8 protein-coding genes are annotated in these 20,317 nt (G+C 62.7%); 7 read left to right on the forward strand and 1 reads right to left on the reverse strand.

What is annotated here, in order from left to right:
* Positions 1 to 105 precede the first annotated feature (105 nt).
* The gene (locus ACO6VD_RS09370) at positions 106 to 1,470 is read left to right on the forward strand and encodes a hypothetical protein (protein ID WP_422418529.1); all 1,365 of its coding nucleotides are present in this window, start codon (positions 106 to 108) and stop codon (positions 1,468 to 1,470) included.
* Between the two features lie 406 nt (positions 1,471 to 1,876).
* On the forward strand, positions 1,877 to 2,185 hold the full coding sequence (locus ACO6VD_RS09375; RefSeq protein ID WP_422418531.1) for a hypothetical protein: 309 nt from the start codon (positions 1,877 to 1,879) through the stop codon (positions 2,183 to 2,185).
* A gap of 68 nt (positions 2,186 to 2,253) precedes the next feature.
* On the opposite strand, the gene ACO6VD_RS09380 is transcribed toward ACO6VD_RS09375, so the two are convergent.
* Positions 2,254 to 2,562, reverse strand: a complete 309-nt coding sequence (locus ACO6VD_RS09380; RefSeq protein WP_422418533.1) for a DUF3077 domain-containing protein — start codon at positions 2,560 to 2,562, stop codon at positions 2,254 to 2,256.
* A gap of 523 nt (positions 2,563 to 3,085) precedes the next feature.
* Between ACO6VD_RS09380 and ACO6VD_RS09385 the strand changes: the two genes are divergently transcribed.
* Genes ACO6VD_RS09385 through ACO6VD_RS09405 form a run of 5 tightly spaced genes read left to right on the forward strand, consistent with a single transcriptional unit; the run spans position 3,086 to position 20,305 of the window.
* Positions 3,086 to 14,572 carry a VCBS domain-containing protein gene (locus ACO6VD_RS09385; protein ID WP_422418535.1) on the forward strand — a complete coding sequence of 3,829 codons (11,487 nt, stop codon included), beginning with the start codon at positions 3,086 to 3,088 and terminating at the stop codon, positions 14,570 to 14,572.
* A 20-nt stretch (positions 14,573 to 14,592) separates the two neighbouring features.
* On the forward strand, positions 14,593 to 16,125 hold the full coding sequence (locus tag ACO6VD_RS09390; RefSeq protein WP_422418537.1) for a TolC family protein: 1,533 nt from the start codon (positions 14,593 to 14,595) through the stop codon (positions 16,123 to 16,125).
* Entirely contained in the window at positions 16,109 to 16,876 is a 768-nt protein-coding gene (locus tag ACO6VD_RS09395; RefSeq protein WP_422418539.1) for an efflux RND transporter periplasmic adaptor subunit, read from the forward strand. The genes ACO6VD_RS09390 and ACO6VD_RS09395 overlap by 17 nt, the downstream gene beginning before the upstream one ends.
* Positions 16,869 to 18,209 carry an efflux RND transporter periplasmic adaptor subunit gene (locus ACO6VD_RS09400; protein ID WP_422418541.1) on the forward strand — a complete coding sequence of 447 codons (1,341 nt, stop codon included), beginning with the start codon at positions 16,869 to 16,871 and terminating at the stop codon, positions 18,207 to 18,209. The genes ACO6VD_RS09395 and ACO6VD_RS09400 overlap by 8 nt, the downstream gene beginning before the upstream one ends.
* Entirely contained in the window at positions 18,209 to 20,305 is a 2,097-nt protein-coding gene (locus ACO6VD_RS09405) for an HlyD family efflux transporter periplasmic adaptor subunit (protein WP_422418686.1), read from the forward strand. The genes ACO6VD_RS09400 and ACO6VD_RS09405 overlap by 1 nt, the downstream gene beginning before the upstream one ends.
* Positions 20,306 to 20,317 lie beyond the last annotated feature (12 nt).

Genomic DNA, 20,317 nt, shown 5'->3' on the forward strand with positions numbered 1-20,317 from the left:
CACCGACTTGTCCGGGACCCACCTGGTATTTTTGTCAGGTTTCAACTTCAAGCATTTCCCCAATACTCCTGGAAGCGTCACCACACGTTGCCAGGAGCACACCGCATGTCCAACTACCATCCACTCAGAGACATCAACCACAGCGTACTGCCAGCCCCCAGCGTTGCCGGTGTGGTCGAGGGTGCCCTCGACCCCGATGCGGTGCCCGCCGGCACCACCGTTCAGATCCCGCAGTACGCCGACAAAGCACTGGGCGACCGCATCACCATGACCTGGCAAGGCCTGGCCGAAGCATCCACAAGTGATTACATCGTTGTCACCGTTGCCAACCGCGACAGGCCAATCAACTTTCGCATTGCCCACACCCCCTTCATCTTTGGCAACCTCGACAGAGAAGTGTCTGTCAGCTATCAGGTTCAGCCTGTCAGCGGCGAGCCGGTCGACTCGGAAGTGCTGAACCTGCCGATCCGACGCAAAGCCCAGGACAACTTCGTCGCCCCGACGGTGCGGCAGGCCTCCGGGGGCAAGCTGGATCCGATCAACGCAACGAACGGGGCCACGGTACGGGTCGCCTATGCGGGCATGCTGACCACCGACACGCTCGCCGTAACCTGGAATGGCAGCGGTGGCGCCGACTCCATCGTGACCCCGGAACAAAAAGGCAGTGTCGCCGGCCACGTAGACTTCACCATCCCGATCTCGGTGGTTGCAGCCAGTCAGGACAAGACCATCACCGTGCACTATGCCGTGGTCCGCGGGGCTAACCCTGGTGTGCGGTCAGATCCATTAGCACTGACTGTAACCGTACTGGGTCAGCAGCACCTGCAGGCACCGGTGGTTCCCGAGGCCAACGGCACCGACACGCTGGATCTCACAAGTTTTCAAGGCAATGCTGCGGTGACGGTCGCAGCATGGCCATTGATTGCCGAGGGGCAACGCTATTGGATCAAGGTCAGTGGAACGCTGGTAAGCGGCGCGCCACACAGCTTTCCTGTGGCACAGAATGAATTAGTCAGTACAGGTGAGGTGGCCAACGGCCTGGACAAGCCCATGCTGCGCACGGAACTGGATAAGCTCAAAGACTTGAGTGAGCTGAAGGTTGAGGTGCTGGTGGCGTTTGATGGGGTGAACAACCAGGCAGGCGCCGTTGCCTTCCCCGTCAAGACCTATACGGTGAAGGCTTTTGAAGTCGTGGTGCCGAACATCGTGGTAATAATTGATGACTCGGGCACCGTTCGCAACGGCGGCACGACCAGGTCAACCACCGTGAGGGTGGCAGGAAAAGCAATGAAAGATCAGTGGGTCGAGTTATTCGATGGTCAGGAATCGCTAGGAGCACTGCCCGCCAATAGCTCAGGTACATGGGAAATTCCAGCGACCGGGATGAGCAGGAGGGTCCATCACTTCACAGCCAAAGGGCTCTATGGCGCTGAACCTGTATCGGAGCCGTATACGATCACCGTTATCTAGTAGGACAGCAAAGACCGAGCGCAATAGCGCTGTACCCCCAAAATAGTGGAAGCCTTCCATGCCCACCGTGCTTGAGCCCTGCATTTCACAGGGCTCGAGCTGCGTTTAAATCAAACTAAGTGTCACTGATAGCGTGAACCCTCAACTATTATTTGCAACACCAACAATGGACTTATTGAGATCAGGCAGTGGACGAGGAACGCTCTATCCTCTATGTTTAATCGTGACTTTCGGAAGATATATATCTCGACAGTTACGAGCATTTAAAAAATGTAAGACACATCTTACAAATATTTCTAAATCTCAAACAAAGCTCATCAGTGCGTCAACATGGAGGTGTGACAACTGAGGACACGGCAGCTGCAGAAGCTGGCGTGAAACTCCTACGACACAAGGACCAAGTGCCATGTCCAATCATGACTTTCAACTGACCTATTCCATCCCCGAGACCCTCGACGGCAGCTCGGCCATTGCTCGCGATAAAATTCGCGATCACCCGGAATGGGAAACGGTCGCGCATATCGACACGACTCTGACCGGCCAACTTCCACTGCAAGGCATCATTGTCGAAAAGCGTAAACAGGCCGAAAAAGAAGTTAAAAAAATCATCCAGGAACTGCTCAAGCAGAGTCGCAAAAACCACACACTTACGCTGCATGCCAGCCTGATGGTGTGTGGTTTGGGTGAACACATTCGTTTTGATGTCACCGCATAGCTGAAGCGAACCTCGGGCAGCAGGCGGTCCCCATCCCGCCGACTGTCCGCAGGTTTTCCCGCTTTTTTCTAAAGCGGGTTCAACTCCCGGTTCTCAAGCGCATCGAGTAAAGCCTCGACCAGCCCCTTGGCCATCTCCACCGAATGCAGGGTGGACCAGAGAAAGCCCTTGGCCGATTCGTCGACACCCTCAATGGCCTTGTAGCCGGTGTCATACGCGCAACGCAGGTACAGCGAGATATGCACCAGCGCATCGTGTGGTGCGATGCCGGCGTTGACGGAAAACAGCTGCGGGTGACCCGCGTCGCAGTCGCCGAAAGGTTTTTCGAGGGAGGGGTAAAGCGAAGGTATGGGTGGGTAGGGAACGATCTTTTTCATGGCAGCACCTCACGAGGTTGAACTGCGACCACTCGTTTCCACACGAAGGGTGGCAGCTGTACGCGGGGTGGAAAACCAGGTCGTGAGTAACCCCGGCAGGCCCTAAGGCCTCCCGCGCACAACTGCCATAACGACAGCACTCACGACATACCCGGGTTTCCACACCCGATCACTGAACCGACAGTGACCGGGCAAGCCTATTAGGGCTGGTTTCCCAGGGCAATCAGAAGGGTATCGACAGACCGCGTAGGGTATTTCCTAGGACATGAATTGACCAGTTTTTAAATATCTCGAAACACCCAGTCCCCTCAAACCTCCGACCAAATCCGCTTATAGCCATTCTGAACAAAACCGCTGTAGGACGGTTCTTTCAGCTATTTCCCTCTTGTGCTAAAAAAAATAGCTAGGCTATTTTAGTATCCAGAAATGTCAGCACGCCCAAGGACAGGAACCACGGGCTGGCATTTGCATGGCTAAGACATGACGGTCCGCCCTAGCCAGGGCTCAGAGTGAAGATGTGGACATGACGACCCATACCCGTTCTGCTGTACCTACTGCATTCAAACCCCAGCGCCAGGCACTGGCGCTGGAACCGCGCATCCTGTTCGACGGGGCTGCCGCCGCGGCCGCCGATCAGCAGCACCAGAACCAGGACAGTGGCGACAACGCCGACGCCAAGAGCGCCCATGCCACCCCCAGCGAGGCCCGCAGCGAGCCCGGCCAACAGCCCTCCGCCGCCCGTCATCTGCTGGTGCTCGACAGCCGCATCGAAGGCCGCGACAAGCTCACCGCCAACCTGCCCGGCAACGTCGAGGTGCTGGTCGTCGAGGCCAATCAGGACGGTCTGGCCGCCATTTCCACGGCATTGGCCGAACTGGGCCAGGTGGACTCGATCCAGATCCTCTCGCACGGCGCCTCCGGCGAATTCACCCTGGGCAAGACCACCCTCACCGCCGACAACATCGAGCAGTTCTCCCAGCCGCTGAGCCAGTGGGGCCAGTCGCTGAGCGAAGGCGCCGATATCCAGCTGTACGGCTGCAAGGTCGGCGCCGGCAGCGACGGTCGTACCCTGGTCGACGAACTGTCACGCTTCACAGGTGCCGATGTCGGCGCCTCCAGCGACGATACCGGCAGTGCCCGCGCCGGCGGCGACTGGACCCTGGAGGTGACCCGCGGCGCCATCGACAAGCCCACCGCGCTGTCCGCCGCCGCCATGGCCGGTTACGACCGGCTGCTGGCCGCAGGCCCGGACACCAACCTTTCCGGCGGTGCCGATGTGTTGCTGGGCGGCACGTTCACCTTTACCGTGACCTTTACCAACAGCACCAGCGACGCCGGCTACGCGCCGTTTGTCGACCTGTTCTTTCCGGCCACGGGCAAGGACGGTGCCGGCAGCGAGATCGATGACGGCATCACCTTTGTCTCTGCCACCTACCTTGGCCAGTCGCTGACCGCCCATGTGCTAACCTTCGACGCCAACGGCCAGGCCAGCCATCCGTTGGCGGTCGGCATCGATGGCAAGCCATTGATCATCAACGCTGCCGAATTTGGCATGCGCGCCGGCGATCAGATGGTTGTGGTGGAACTGCCGTTCGCCAGTGTCAGCCAGGGCCAACCGGCCATCCCGATCCAGGTCACGGCAACCCTGAGCAACCTCGCCGACACTGACTTTTCCTTTACCGGCTCGACGCCGGACCTGACCATCCGCGCCCGTAGCGGCTTCCAGTACGGCAACGACTCGCTGAACAACCCGGCCAGCGACCCGAGCATTCTCGAGCCTGCGGCCAATGCCGACAGCTATGTGGTGCACCCGACGGTGATTATCATCGATCAAGTGGTCACCACCCCGGAGGGTGAAACCGCCACCGGCCCGAACTTCAAGCGCGACCTGGACGTCACCGTCACCCCGGCCGACTCGCAGACCCTGACCGACGTAGTGGTTGTGCAACCGGTGCCGAACAATGTCATCGTCACCACCATCACCCCGGGTGCGGGTGGCACGGTGACCTCTATCCGCCTCTACGACGGCCGCACCATCACCGATCCGCAGGCAATCCAGGCGATCCTCGCGCTCAATAATGACAGCGACCTGAGCAACGACCTGTACATCCGCGAGTTCAGCGTGCGTTACCCGACGCTCACCGGGCCTGCCACCACCAATGTCGAGTTCTTCGTGCCCGATGACGACTCCAGCGGGGTGGCGGTGCTCAACCCGGTGACCGGCGATGAGGTTACCATCACCTTTGACGGGCCGACGGTGAGCGGCGGCTGGCAGCCCCTGGACCCGCGCGACACGGCCAGCGGCCAGATTCGCTTCAACGGCCAGGGCGACGATGTCAGCTTCGTGGCCAAATCGATCACCCTGCAAAAGCAGGTGACCGTCACAGTTGACGGCGGTGCCGCCGGGGTCAGCCCGGGTGATACCCTCACCTACCAACTGAATATCGCCTTGTCGGACTACTTCGCCTTCGGCCAGACCTTCCTGGGCAACGGCAGCTTCGTCATCGCCGACGGCCTGACCGACGGCCAGACCTTTCTCGCCGATACCGCCACCCTGACCCTGACGGTAAACGGCTTCAGCCAGACCATCCTCCTGAGCAAGAGCAGTGTGGTCAATGGCGACGGCAGCACGTCGTTGGTCTTCGACATTGGTAAGTCGATGCGCGATGCCTTGTCCGGCCGCAGCTGGCTCAACGGCGACCTGGCCTTCGATGACCTGCTGCAAGGCGCGACCCTGGCGGTGATCAGCTACCAGGCCCGGGTCGGGCAGAGCTACACCCTGCCTGCCGGGGCACCGCACAGTGAAATCAACGAAGGCGATCCGCTGGGCAACAACGCCACGGTGACCGCGACGGTGCTGTTCGACCCCCTCAACCTCAGTGGTGAGAACCAGAGCGACAGCTCCAACACGCTCACGACCATTCCAACCAGCCAGGTCCAGATCGACCTCGCCGACCTCAACGGCAATGGCGCCCCTGCCCCCGGCACCGAGTTGCGCCCGGGTGACAGCGTCACCTTCCGCCTGAGCTATGACCTGGTGACCGGCGACTACGAGAACTTCAAGCTCACCGCCTACCTGCCACTGCCGCTGTTCGATTTGAGCGGCGTGGACCTCAACAGTATCTGGCGCCTGGCCACCGGCAATACCAACCCCAACAGCCCGATTTCGGTCACCCTTGGCCCGGGCAACTCGCTGGTGTTCACCTTCGCCGATTACGTCAATCCGGGCGTCAATGGCAGCCGCATCGCCATCGATTTCACCCTGACCGTCAGTGACCAGCCGTTCGCCGACCAACGCGCGTTCAACGTGCTGGGCGAGTCCAGCCAGACCCGCACCCTGGACAAGAGCGTGCTGCTGACCACCGATGACGTGACCCTGATCGCCTCGGTCGCTGAACCGGTGCTGACCATTACCCATGGCGTGGTGTCCACCAGCCACGGCACGGTGACCGGCACCACCGGCAGCTGGAACGCACCCGGTAGCAGCGGCGTGCCGTTTGGCGGCAGCATCACCGACATCAGTGCGGTCAACGGCAATGTCAGCGGTATCGATGCCAATGACCGCCTGCGCCTGGCCACCGCCATCGAGAACCATGGCGGCGGCAACGCCTATGACGTCAGCACGCGCATCACCCTGCCCCCGGGCCTTTCCTTCGTCGGCGGCAGCCTGTCGGCAGCCAACCTGCTGATCTACCGTGGCGATGGCACGCGGCTTATCGCCGGCACCCACTACACCGTCAACAATGCCACCAACACCATCACCTTTATCGACGGTGCCGGCGTCGGCGCCCTGCTCGCCGGTCGGCCCGGCTCTGCCGCTGATAACAGCGGCGCGAACCTGGTGGTGATCACCTATGACGTCAACGTCGCCGCGGCCATCGCCGCCAGCGCGACCCTGCAAAGCAATGCCGAACTGACCGCTTACGCCAGTGTCGAGGGCGGACAGAACTTCCTCGGCGCCACGCCCTTGAGCGACCTGGCCAGCCAGCAGGTTGCTGCCCCGACCATCAGCAAGACCTATGCCGGGGGCAGCCTCGATGAGACCGACTCCAGCGCCAGCCATACCACCGGCGCAAACCTGGTGGTCGGCGAAAGCATGCTCTATGACATTGTCGTCACCCTGCCCGAGGGCACCACGCAGAATCTGCGCATCGATGACCTGATTCCACCGGGCATGCGCCTGGATACCAGCTTCAACAACCAGGGTTACCTGGTAATCACCACCGCGGGTGGCGTGCTGGCGCAGAACTTCGGCGGCACGATCACGGTCGGCAGCCTCAGCGCACCGTCCGGCACCCTCGGCGCCGATGGCGTCGATGCGCGGTTTGTATTTACCGTCGCTTCGGCCAGCGGTGACAACAACACCGGCAATAACAGCTTCGTGATTCGTCTGCGCCTGGTAGCCAGCAACGTCGCCGACAACCAGACCAGCGCCGTGCGCCTCAATGACGCCACCCTCACCTACAGCGACCCCGACGGTGACACCCCCAACGGCAGTACCGCGATCAACCGCGACGTGGCGGTGAGCGGCGCCAAGCCCAGCATAACGATCCAGGAGCCGACCCTGCAGCTGGACCAGCAACTGGTTACCGCGCCCGGGCTGGGCTTCGACCAGGGCGACCCGGTCGAGTACACCATCAGCATCCGCAACGGCTCGGCCAGCAGCGACTACGATACCTTCGACGTCGCCTTCAACAGTGTGCTGCCGAGCGAACTCGACCAACTGACCCTGGTCAGCGTGATCTACACGCTCAATGGTGTAAGCACGGATATCAGTGGCAGCTTCAGCCTTGATCCGAATGGCCGCACCCTGGTCAACAGCGGCAACCTCGACATCGCCAAAGGCGGCACGGTGGTCATCCGGGTTACCGGCGTGGTCAATGCCACGGGCGCGTCAGTGGCGCAGTTCGACAACCAGGCACAAGTGCGCTGGACCAGCCTCAATGGCACCACCAGCGGCGTCGCCGATCCGGCCGGTGAACGCACCGGCGAGGACGGTCGGCTCAACAGTGGCGTACTCAACGATTACCGCCGTGACAGTGTGCTGATCATTCCGGTGGCGCAAGGCATCAAGTTTTCCCGCGTTGGCGGCCTTTCCGATACCAGCGCGCCCAACCCGACCAATGCCCTGCAAGAGAACGTCGCCATCGGTGAGGTCATTCGCTACCGGGCCACGGTGCTGGTGCCCGAGGGCAATAACCCTAACTACCAGTTGGTGATCACCCTCGGCCAGGGGCTGACCCTGGCCGACCTGAGCACCATGCGCATCGGCTTCATCTCCGATGGTGGCCTGGTAACCAGCCTGAGTGACCTGATCACCAGCGGCACCCTGCAGATCATCGGTAACGAGAATAGTCCCGAAGCCCAGTTCATTACCCCGGACCTTTCCGGCGCGGCGCCCACCGGGGTGCTCAACCCTATTTACGTGGTGCTGAGCACCGATGGCAACGGCAACCAGATCGTCACCCTCAACCTGGGCAACCTCACCAACGGCGCCCACGGCGGCGGTGACGACGGTAACGACGACGACCTTGAAGGCATTGTCCTGGAGTTCAACGCCAGGGTCGGCAACATCCTCGCCAACCAGACCGGCGTGGTCCTTGGTGCGAGCATTCAGGACCGGGTCAACGGCAACGTCCGCGCCACCAGTGACATCCTCACCGAGCGCATTGTCGAAGCGGGCTTCACTGGCCTGAACAAACAGGTCACCGACTTTACCCCCAACCCTGGCAGTGCCCTGGGCAACGCCACGGTCTCTGTCAGCTTCACCGCCAACGGCGGCCTGCCGGCGTATGACGTGCACCTTACCGATGGCTTCCCCACCGGCAGCAACTACAACCTGATCAGCGTCACTATCGGCGGCACCACCTACGGTCCGGGCAACCTGCCTGCCGGGGTGACGTTCAGCACCACTGGTGGCCTGACAGTGGACATTGCCCGGATCGATGTCGGCACCACAGTCAGCGTGGTGTATACGGTCGATGTACCCAATAACGCCAGCATCGCCAGCAGCGATGCCAGCCTGAGCTGGAGCAGCCTGCCGGAAACCTTCAGCAGTTGGGGCGGTAGCGCGGTGGGTGCGGACAGCAGCGCCGACGGCGAGCGAACCGGGGTAAACGGCCCCGGCCCGGATGCCAGTACCCTGAACAATTATGTGCTGCGCGAAGGTGCGGGCCTTGGGATCATCAGCGGCACCCTGTGGAACGATACCGGCACCGCCGCCACGGCACCCAATGACGCCAATCCCGACCCGGATCCGCTGCCCGGCACGCCGGCCTACGAGCTAGCGGTGCCCAACCAGACCATCAACCTGATCTGGGCCGGCAATGACGGCGTGCTTGGCAATGCCGACGACAAGACCTTCAGCACCACCACCGACAGTAATGGCCGCTTTATTTTCGGCGTGCTGCCCTCGGGCCTGTATCGCCTGGATGCGCCAACCACGGTCAACAGCGTCAGCCAGTTCGGCGAGCTGCGTATGCGCATCGACACCGATGGTGGAACCCTGGGCCAGGTCAGCGTGACCCTGGGAGAAGGCAGCACGCAGCAGGCAAACTCCGGCTATGTCGAATTCAACGACGCGCCGGTCAACACCCTGCCCGGCTTTCAGACCGGTCGCGAAGACACACCGCTGGCAATTCCGGGGATCAGCGTCAGCGACGTCGATGCCGAGCGTGATCCGGACGTCAACGGCCGCAACATTCAGGTCACGCTTACCGTCACCCACGGTACGCTGTCGCTCACCGGCCCGAGCACCGGGGTAACTGTGAATGGCGCAGGCACCACAACGCTGGTGCTGACCGGGCGACTCGCCGATGTCAACGCAGCGCTGGCCGGTTTGAGCTACCTGGGCAACCTCAATTTCAACGGCAACGACTTCCTTGAAGTCACCAGTAACGACCTGGGCAACTACGGCGACTTCGATGGTAACGGTCTGCCAGGGCAATCGACCGATGCGCGCACCGACCGGGACTTTCTGGTCATCAACCTGGAACCCGTCAACGATCCACCGCTAGCAGTGAATGACAACGCCACCGCCGTCGAGGCCGGCGGTACCGACAACCGCCTGCAGGGCGTAGACCCGCGGGGCAATCTGCTCAACAACGACTCCGACGTCGACATTGCCACCAACGGCGACATCAACGATGTGCTGTCGGTCACCTCGCCGCTGGGTGTCGTCGTGACGGTGCCAGTGCTGGGCACGACCGAAGTGATTGGCCGCTACGGCAAGCTGGTGATCCAGGCCAATGGCACCTACCAGTACATTGTCGACAACAACAATGCCCAGGTGCAGGCCCTGCGCCAGGCTAGCGATACGTTGCAGGAGGTGTTCGGCTATACCATCTCCGATATCGGCCTGGGCGGTCCCCCGCTGCAGTCCAGCGCGACCTTGACCGTGGTGATCCAGGGCGCCAACGATGCCCCGGACGCTGAAAATGACACCGCCATCGCGCGCGAGAAAGGTGGGGTCAACAACACCGACAGCGGCAACCCCAACGATACCCCGCCCACCGACTTCCCGATCTCCGGCGAGGATGCCAAAGGCAACGTGCTGGACAACGACAATGATGTCGATGGCGGCGAGCGGGTGACCGACCCGGCCTATGGCGAACGCATCACGGTTACCGGCGTACGGCCGTTACGCGAACTGGCCACTGGCCCGCTGACTATCGTGCCTGTAGGCGGCAGTGTCCCCATCGTCGGGACCTACGGTACCCTGACCATCTTCGCCAATGGCGATTACAACTACGTCATTGATGACACCAACACCGCAGTGCAGCGCCTTGGCCCGAACGACACCCTGACCGATTTTTTCAGTTACCAGGTTTCGGATGCGTTGGGGCTCAATGACCTGGCCGAACTGCGCATTACCGTGGTCGGCAACTACGACAACCCGGTAGCCAGTGACGACCAGGCCACGGCCCAGGCCGGGGTTGACAACGCCTCGCCTGAAAGCAATCCGGTCGGCAACGTGATTCTGTTCCCCAGTCGTCCAGGCAGTATCAACCAGCCCGGAGGCAACGGTGTCGACCTTGATGTGGACCGTGTCGACCGGCCCAGCAGCGTGCTGAAGGTCAATGGTGTACGCAATGGGCCCGAACTTGCCGTTGGCGCACTGACCACGGTGAGCGGCGCAGTAATCCTGGACGCGACCTTCGCCCAGTTCAGCGACGGCACGCCGGTGGGCAGCGCGGTGAACTACGGCACCCTGACCATCAACCCCGATGGCTCATTCAGTTTTGACGTCAACAGCGAAAACCCCGCCATTGTCGCCCTGGCGCGCGGCGCCACGATGAATGTCATTTTCACCTACCAGGTCGTCGACTCGGCGGGGCTGACCGACACCGCACAACTGGTGATTGTGGTGCGCGGGGCCAACAATCCGCCCCATGCCCAGGACTCGGTCGCGGTGGCCACCGAGAAAGGCGGTTTCGATAACCAGACGTCTGGCGTCGATCCCGGTGTACCGCCGGCACCCGTACGGCAAGTGAGCTTCACCGACCCTGACAGTGATCCGGTCACCGTGACTGGGGTACGTACCGGCCCTGAAGCTGGCACGGGCAGGGCCGGGACGGTCGGCACGGCGCTTGGCGGCCAATACGGCGCACTGACCATCAACAGCGATGGCACCTACAGTTACGTGGTCGACAACAACAATGCCGAGGTCCAAGCCCTGCGCGGGGCGGACGATTTGCTTTTTGAGGTCTTTACCTATCGGGTCACTGACAGCGATGGCGAGTTCGACGATGCGCAGATCCTGATCGTCATTCGTGGCCAGAACGACAACCCGATAGCCACCGACAACACCGCTCTCGCGGTTGAAGCCGGTGGTGTGAACAACAGCAGCGGCGGCGTCGACCCGACCGGCAATGTGCTGAACGATGACACCGATGTCGATGGCGGTGCTGGCGATCCGATTGACTATGGCGAAACCAAGGTCGTGGTCTCGGTACGCACTGGGGCCGTCGAGGATTCGGGCACAGCCGGCACCCTGGGCAGCGAGCTGCGCGGCACCTACGGCTGGCTAACCCTCAATGCCGACGGCAGTTACACCTACCGCCTGGACAACAGCCTGGCGGCAGTCCAGGCCTTGCGGCCAGGCAATAGCCTGGTCGAAACTTTCAACTACAGCATTGTCGACACCGCTGGTGCCTCCGACACCGCGCTGCTGACCATCACCATCAACGGCAGCAACGATGCGCCGGTGGCCAGCAACGACAATGCCGTTGCCGTAGAGGCCGGGGGCTTGAACAACGCCAGCGCTGGCAGCAACCCAAGCGGTAACGTGTTGATCAATGACATCGACGTCGACCGCTTCGGAGAAACCCTGAGCGTCATCGCCGTGGCCCAAGGCGTGCGAAATGGCAGCGTAGGCAGCAGTTTTGCCGGGCAGTACGGCAGCCTGATCATCAATGCCGATGGCAGCTACACCTACCTGGTCGACAACAACAATCCGTTGGTGCAGGCCCTGCGCACGCCAAACAACACCTTGAGAGAATCGTTCACCTACACCATCCGCGATCTGGCCGGGGCAACCAGCAGCGCTACCCTGACCATCACCATTCTGGGCCGCAACGACAACCCGCTGGCAGTCAACGACAGCGCCGTGGCGGTGGAAGCTGGCGGCACCAACAACGGTACGCCGGGCATCGACCCGAGCGGCAACCTGCTGGCCAATGATCGTGACTTCGACGCAGGCGACAGCAAGGCGGTCAACGGTATCCGCAGCGGTAGCGAAGCAGCGGGAGGCGCCTTTACCGCCGTGAGCGGCAGCCAGGTCATCGCCGGTACCTATGGCACCCTGACAGTGTTCGCCAATGGCGACTACCGCTACCAGGTCGACAATACCCTGGCCGTGGTCCAGGCCCTGAAACCCGGGGATATCCTGCAAGAGCTATTTACCTACCGCATGCGCGACAGCGCAGGCGCCGAGGATATCGCCCAGTTCAGGCTGCTGATCCAGGGTGCCTGGGACGCACCAGTGGCCCGTGACAACCTCAATATTGGTGTGGCCGACAACGGCGACGGCCTGGTGCTCAACCCCAGTGGCAACGTGCTGCCCAACGACAGCGATATTGACCAGGGCGATCAGCTCACCGTCACCGGCATCCGCACCGGCGCCGAAGCGGGCTCTGGCGTTGCCGGCACCATCGGCACCGTACTGCAGGGCCTGTACGGCACGCTGGTGATCAATGCCGATGGCAGCTACACCTACACCATCGACACCAACAACCCGGCAATCCTGGCTCTGGACGTGCTGGAGACCCTGGTCGATGACTTCACCTACCAGATCACCGATCTGGGCGGCCTGACCGACCTTGCCGAGCTGTCGATCATTATCATCGGCCGCAATGACGTACCTGACGGCATTGACGATGATGCCACGGCCATCGAGGCCGGTGGCCTGAACAACGCCACTCCGGGCCTGAACCCCAGCGGCAATGTGCTGAGCAATGATGTCGATCTGGAGAAAGATATACTGACGGTGTCGGCCATCCGTACCGGCAGCGAAGCAGGCAGCGGCACCACTGGCACCGTGGGTAGTGTCCTGCGTGGTTTGTATGGCGACCTGGTGATGAACGCCGACGGCAGCTGGACCTACACCGTCGACAACAGCCTGGCAGCTGTCCAGGCCCTGCGCACCAGTGGCCAGGTGCTGGTGGATGTCTTCACCTACACCGTCGTCGATCCCCATCATGCCGATGACACCGCAGAACTGCGCATCACTATCGACGGACGCAACGACACGCCCATTGCCGTCGACGATGACACCCTTGCCATTGAAGCCGGTGGCGTCGGCAACAACATTGCGGGGCTCAACCCCGGTGGCAATGTCCTCGACAACGACACCGACGTCGACAGCCCGGCTCTGGGCGAAACCCGCCAGGTGCTCTCGGTGACCAGCGAAACCGGCAGCAATGCCCTGGCCGGCCAGGTGCTGATCGGCCGCTATGGCAGCCTGGTACTGAATGCCGACGGCAGCTACAGCTACCAGCTGGACAACAGCAACCCGGTGGTGCAGGCCCTGCGCACCGCAGGCGAGACACTGCGCGAAGTCTTCACTTACCGCATGCGCGACACCGCCGGGGCGGAGTCCGAAGCGCGGCTGAACGTGCTGATCCAGGGTGCCAACGATACCCCCATCGCCCGCGACGACAGCAATGTCGCCAGTGACCAGACACCTGCACCGCAAACCAGCGGTAACGTGCTCCCCAATGACAGTGACGTCGATGCGCAGGAGCAACTGAGCGTGACCGGCATCCGCACCGGCGCCGAGGCCGGCAGCGGCACCCAGGGGGTGATTGGCCAGCCGCTGGCGGGACGCTACGGCACCCTGGTGATCAACACCGATGGCAGCTACACCTACACCATCGACCTGAGCAACCCTGAAGTGCTTGCCGCTGCGGGGCTGGGTCGGGTTCTGCAGGATGTGTTCACCTATACCCTCAGCGACCGCGCAGGTGCCACCGACCTGGCCCAGCTGACCATCACCCTGGACATCGCCGCGCCGTTCATCCCGGCCCCGGCCGGGCCATTTTTCGATCGCGACAGTAACGACCCGTTCCGCCGCCTGCCGCTGCCCGATGTCGATCCGGTGGTATTCGTCGGCCCGGTGGTCGAGCGCCAGGAAGGTATCCTCGAACTCTCCAGCTGGCAGGCCGATGGCAGCAACCTGAGCTATGGTCGGGTGCCCGAGATTCTTAGCGAAACCTTGAATCAGCGCCTGGGCCTGATTCCGGGCCAGTTTGTCGCCCGGGCGGTGCAAGGCAGTCGCCAGGCCAGTGAAAACGATATGGCCTGGATCCTCGGACGCCAATCGCGCATCAACCTCAGCGCCGATGGCCTGCTGCCCGACCCGTCGGTGTTCACCACCGATGCCGCGCACCTCACTCGGGGCGATGCACAGTTGCCGCCACCTTCCGAAGCACGCGTTGCCGCCGGTTTCCGCGCGCAGTTGCGTGAAGCCGCCGAGCGCCTGCGCGCGCTTGACAACCGTCCCCGCGAATAAGCAAAGACCAAGGACTGACTATGCTAAGACTGCCGCAAACGTTGTTCAGTACGGCCATCGCCTCCACCCTGTTGCTGGCCGCATGCTCTGCGACCAAGCCGCATGAATATACGGAGGATGAAACCCGTCAGCGGATCATTCGCGACCAGGCGCAGATGTACGCCAATCAAGAGCCGGTCACCCGCCCGATCACCTTCTATGAAGCCGCTGCCCGGGCCCTGAAGTACAACCTGGATTACCGTCTGAAACTGATGGAAAGCGCGCTGGCCAGTGACCTGCGCGACGTTTCCAGCCACGAGATGCTGCCGCGCCTGGTGGCCTCGGCCGGGTATGCCGGGCGCAATAACGATTCCGGCGGTACCTCGATCGGTATCGAAGACCGCGAGGAAAGCTTGCGCGCATCCACATCCGAAGAGCGCTATCGCCAATTGTATGGATTGGGTCTGAGCTGGAGCCTGCTCGACTTTGGCGTGGCCTACTACCGCACCCAGCAGAAAAGCGACCAGATCCTCATGGCCGAGGAACGCCGGCGCAAAGTCGCCCAGAACGTTCTGCAGGATGTGCGCAACGCCTATTGGCGCGCCCTGAGCGCGCAACGCCTGATGCCTCAGGTCGACCGCTTGTTGGTGCGCACCCACCAGGCCTTGCTCTCGGCGCGCCAGGCAGAAAGCAAAGGGCTGTTGCCGCGTCAGGAGATATTGGCCTATCAGCGCGCCCTGCTCGATTCCATCTACCTGCTGACCGTGCGTCGCCAGGACCTGGAATTTGCCCGCGCCGAACTGTCGGCGCTGATGTCGCTGCCGCCGGGCTCGCGCCTGGTGCTGGCGGACGAGGCCGAGCCGAGCTTGCCGGAAGTGTCGCAGGACATCGACAAGCTCGAACTGCTGTCGCTGAAGAACCGCCCGGAAATCATGGAAGAGTGGTATCGCAAGCGGGTCAACGAGAATGACCTGAAGATCGCCAAGGCGCAGCTATGGCCGAACGTGAGCGTGGATTTCGGCTACAAGTACGACTCCAACAAGTTCCTCTACAACAGCGGCTGGACGGAAACCGGCCTGCAAGTGTCGATGAACCTGTTGCGCCTGCTGCAGCTGCCGTCGCTCAACAGTGCCGCCGAGGCGCAGAGCAAGACCGATGACATGCGCCGGGTGGCCTTGTCGATGGCGATTCTCACCCAGGTACGGGTCGGCACCTTGCGCTACCAGTTGGCCCGCCAGGAAGTCGAGTTTGCCAACCAGAGCCTGCAGGTCGACCAGAGCCTGCTGAACTATGCCGAGGCAGCGCGCACCACCTCGTACGGCTCGGAACTTGAGGTGATTCGCGCCGAGGGCCGCTACCTGCTTTCGCGCTACCAGCGCGAGGCCGCCTACTCCAGCGCCCAGGCCGCCTGGGGCCGGTTGTACAACTCGGTTGGCCTGGACACCCTGCCGCAACAGATCGAACAACACGACATCCAGACCCTGGCCCGGGAAATCCAGCGCACGCTGGAGCAACAGGAACACACCAATCTTCTCGTCAGCACGCAAGGAACGCCGAATGCCATACAGCCTTGAGCGCAGTTTGCTCGCCGTATTTCTGTCCCTGGTCCTAACCCCTGCGCTGGCCGCCGACACCGCGCCAGCCCCTGAAACTGATGATCCCGGCACCATTCGCGTGCTGTTGGTGGCGGGCCTGGAAACCACCCTGTCCAGCCAGATGAGCGGCACCCTGGGTGAGTTCAAGGCCAGCCTTGGCCAGACGGTGGCCAAGGACGCCGTGCTGGCCCGCTTCGACTGCGCCGAGGCCCAGGCCCGTTCGCGGGTCGCCGCTGCCGAGCTGACCATGGCGCGGCAGAACCTCGACGCCAAACGCAACCTGCGCAAGCTGGATGCGGTCGGTGATCTGGAGGTGGCGATGGCCAATACCGAACTGCAAAAGGCCGACGGCGCCCGCGCCCTGGCCCAGGCCCAGAGCGGTTACTGCGTGGTCCAGGCGCCGTTTGCCGGGCGCGTGGCCAAGGTCCATGCCAAACCCTTCCAGACCGTGGCGGCCGGTACGCCGCTGTTCGACCTGGTCAGTGACGGGGCCTTGAAGGTGCGTTTGAATGTGCCCTCCAGCCTGTTACCCAAGCTGCAGGACAATCAGCCCCTGGAGGTGACGATCCTCGAAACCGGCAAGGCCTACCCGGCGCATGTCAGCGCCATCAACGCGCGGGTCGATGCCGTGGCGCAAACGGTGGAGCTGGAAGCGCGGCTGGACGCCGCCCATCCAGAGCTGATCGCCGGCATGAGCGGTACTGCCCGTTTCCCCCGCGCCAATGACTGAGCCCCTACCCCACCCGCAGCTGCTGCTGGCCATTGCAGCGCTGCGTGACCGTGCCCTGGCCACTGACTCGTTGAACGCGCTGGGGTTCTCCATCGCCAACGATCCTTACCCGCTGCTGCAGTACCACCAGGCCCTGGTGTTCCAGCAACAGGGGCAAAGCCTGCAGTTGCTGTGCGTGTCGGGCCTTGCCCGTCCCAGCGAAGACTCCCCCTACCTGGTCTGGCTGCAGCGCGCGATCCGCTGGATTGCCACCCAGCTCGACGACGAGCAACCGCACTGGTTTGGCCGCGACGCGGTTACGCCGCCTGCGGACATCGACGAAGGCTGGGCCGAATGGTGGCCCTCAGGGGTGTGGTGCATCCCCTTGCATGACCGTGAAGGTCAGCGCCTGGGTCTGGTGCTGTTTTTGCTCGACAGCGCACCGGCACCGGCATTGCTGCCCTTGTTCGAAGGGTTATGGCGCACCTGGGCACATTGCTGGGCAGGCTTTACCAAACAACGCCGGCTGTTGCGCTGGCGTCCCAGCAAGCGCCAACTGTTGCTGGCCCTGGCGGTGGCGGTGGCCTTGTTGCTGGTACCGGTCAGGCAGACCGCGCTGGCGCCGGCCGAGATCGTCTCGCGCCAGGCGATGATCATCAGTTCGCCCATCGATGGCGTCATCGAAAGCATGCAGGTGCGGCCCAATCAGGCAGTAGACAAAGACACGCCATTGTTCCGCCTCGACGAAACCACCCTCAATAGCCGCGCCGAGGTGTTGAGCAAGGAGGTCGCGGTCGCCGATGCAGAACTGATGGCCGCCAGTCAGCGCGCGTTCGACAACCCCCAGAGCAAAAGTGAGCTGACCTTGCTCAATGGCCGTGTACAGCAACGCCGCGCCGAACTTGCAGCGGTCAAAGCGCAACTGCAACGCACCCAGGTGCGCGCGCCGCGGGCTGGAGTCGCGGTGTACAGCGACCCCAATGACTGGCTGGGCAAGCCGGTGTCCACCGGTGAGCGCATCCTGTTGATCGCCGAACCGAAACAACCGGCCATGCTGATCCAGTTGCCGGTGGCCGATGCCATCGCTCTGGAACCGGGCGCGGAAGTGACCTTGTTTCTCACCGCCTACCCCTTGACCCCGCTCAAGGGCAACGTGCTGGAAACCAGCTACCAGGCGCAGGCCAATGAAGAAGGTGTGGTGGCCTACCGTTTGCTCGCCAGCATCGACGGCCAACCTGAACACGCGCGCCTGGGCCTGCACGGTACCGCGCGGCTGTATGGCGAGCGTGTGGTACTGGGCTACTACCTGCTGCGCCGGCCATTTGCCGCGCTGCGGGCCTGGAGCGGATTGTGATCGTCAACGCGGCTGAACTGCCGCTGCCCTCGCTGCGTGACGACCTGCGCTTGCTGGAGACCGCCCCCGACAGCAATGGCGAACCGGCCTGGGTGATTCAGGACACCGTGCTCAACCGCTTCTACCGCATTGGCTGGCTGGAATTCGAGTGCCTGCTGCGTTGGGATCGCTCGCCTGAAGATATCTGCAAGGCCATTCATGCCGAAACGCCGCTGCGTCCGGACGTCGAGCAAATCGTCGATTTCCGCCAGTTTCTGGAGAATAACCAGTTGCTCCGTCCCGGTCGCGAGGCGCTTGCGCGCATGGCGGCGCGTAGCCAGGAAAATGCCTGGTTGAGCTGGCGTTGGTGGCTGCACCATTACCTGTTCTTTCGCGTGCCGCTACTGCGTCCGCAACAGCACTTGCAGTCGCTGGCGAAGAAACTCGACTGGGTGTTCCAGCCCCTGACCGCAATAGCCGTGTTGCTCCTGAGCATTACCGGCATCCTGCTGGTGCTGCAACAATGGGATACCTTCACCACAGCGGTGGTCGAGTCGTTTTCCGCCTCCGGCCTGGTCAGCTTTGCCATCGCTCTGGCGCTGGCCAAGACCCTGCATGAGCTGGGCCACGCCTTGGTGGCCACCCGCCTGGGGCTGCGCGTGGGCCATATGGGCATCGCCTTCGTGGTGATGTGGCCGATGCTCTATACCGATACCGGCGAGAGCTGGAAGCTGCGTAGCGCCAGACAACGCCTGGCAATCGCCTCGGCGGGGATCATTACCGAGCTGGCCCTGGCCGGGTTGGCCACACTTGGCTGGGCCTTGTCCGACCCCGGCCCGTTGCGCAACGCCCTGCTCTATCTGGCCACCACCAGCTGGGTGTTGTCGCTGGCACTCAATGCCAGCCCGTTCATGCGTTTTGACGGTTACTTCATCCTTTCCGACCTGCTGGATTTTCCCAATCTGCACGAGCGTTCCTCGGCCCTGGCACGGGTCACCTTGCGCCGGCTGCTGCTCGGCCTTGACGAAGACTGGCCAGAAGCATTCAGCCCCGGCAAGCGCCGGGCGCTGGTGGCGTTTGCCATGGTTACCTGGGTCTATCGCCTGGTGCTGTTTCTGGGCATCGCCGTGGCCGTGTACCTGCTGTTCTTCAAGCTGCTGGGCATCCTGCTGTTTGCCGTGGAAGTGGCCTGGTTCATCCTCATGCCGGTCTGGCGTGAGCTGAAGTACTGGTGGCAGCATCGTGACGGCATCCGTACCGGCCATCGCCACACCTGGTGGGTGATTGGCGCGCTGGTGCTGCTGCTCCTGGCAGTGCCCTGGCGCACCCAGGTCCAGGCCATGGGCGTGGCCCGCGCCGAACACCAGTTGCGCGTCTTCGCCCCTTACCCGGCACGCTTGCAGGCCCTGCATCCGGCGGGCACGGTCGCTGTCGGCGCGGCGCTGGTGACACTCGATGAACCCGACATTGCCTCACGGCTGTCCAGCAGCGAGGCCAGTGCCAGGAGCTATCAGGCCCGCCTCGGTGGTTTGATTGCCGACCCTTCAGGGGCCGACCAGGCCATCGCAACCCGCCAGCGCCTGGATGTGCAGTTCGAAGAAGCCCGTGCGGCGCGCTCCGAGATTGCCCGCCTGACCTTGCAGGCACCCTTCGCCGGCCAATGGCTGGACCTGGATCCGGCCCGGCAACCGGGTCAGTGGGTACACAGCCGCGAAGCCATCGGTATTCTGGTCGATCCGCGTCATTGGCAAGTAGATGCCTACGTCGATCAGGATGAGGTGCAGCACCTGATCCAGGGCGGTGCCGTGCGCTTCTACCCCGAGGGGCAACCTGTGCCCATCAACGGCACGGTGCTGACCATCGGCAGTACCCGGGTCAGTCAATTGCACCACGCCATGCTCGCTTCACGCTTTGGCGGGCCGTTGACCGTTGCCAGCCGGGGCAAGGAGCTGCTCCCCACGCCACCGCTGTTTCATGTCCTGATCCAGCTCGACGGTGCCCCACCGACCCTGCGCGAAACCCGCGGCCGCGTGCAGATCGCCGGCGAGCGGCGCAGCTTGCTCGGCGAAGGGCTGATCCATGTCGCAGCCGTGCTGTTACGCGAGAGCGGGTTCTAACAAGGAGGTCCG

This window comes from Pseudomonas sp. GZD-222 (assembly GCF_049310525.1).
In the GTDB taxonomy this organism is placed as follows: Bacteria; Pseudomonadota; Gammaproteobacteria; order Pseudomonadales; family Pseudomonadaceae; genus Aquipseudomonas.

Excerpts from the sequence above, each read along its gene's own strand:
- ACO6VD_RS09385 (WP_422418535.1), top strand. The coding sequence starts at position 3,086 with ATGACGACCCATACCCGTTCTGCTGTACCTACTGCATTCAAACCCCAG.
- ACO6VD_RS09395 (WP_422418539.1), top strand. The coding sequence starts at position 16,109 with ATGCCATACAGCCTTGAGCGCAGTTTGCTCGCCGTATTTCTGTCCCTG.
- ACO6VD_RS09390 (WP_422418537.1), top strand. The coding sequence starts at position 14,593 with ATGCTAAGACTGCCGCAAACGTTGTTCAGTACGGCCATCGCCTCCACC.
- ACO6VD_RS09370 (WP_422418529.1), top strand. The coding sequence starts at position 106 with ATGTCCAACTACCATCCACTCAGAGACATCAACCACAGCGTACTGCCA.
- ACO6VD_RS09400 (WP_422418541.1), top strand. The coding sequence starts at position 16,869 with ATGACTGAGCCCCTACCCCACCCGCAGCTGCTGCTGGCCATTGCAGCG.
- ACO6VD_RS09380 (WP_422418533.1), bottom strand. The coding sequence starts at position 2,562 with ATGAAAAAGATCGTTCCCTACCCACCCATACCTTCGCTTTACCCCTCC.
- ACO6VD_RS09375 (WP_422418531.1), top strand. The coding sequence starts at position 1,877 with ATGTCCAATCATGACTTTCAACTGACCTATTCCATCCCCGAGACCCTC.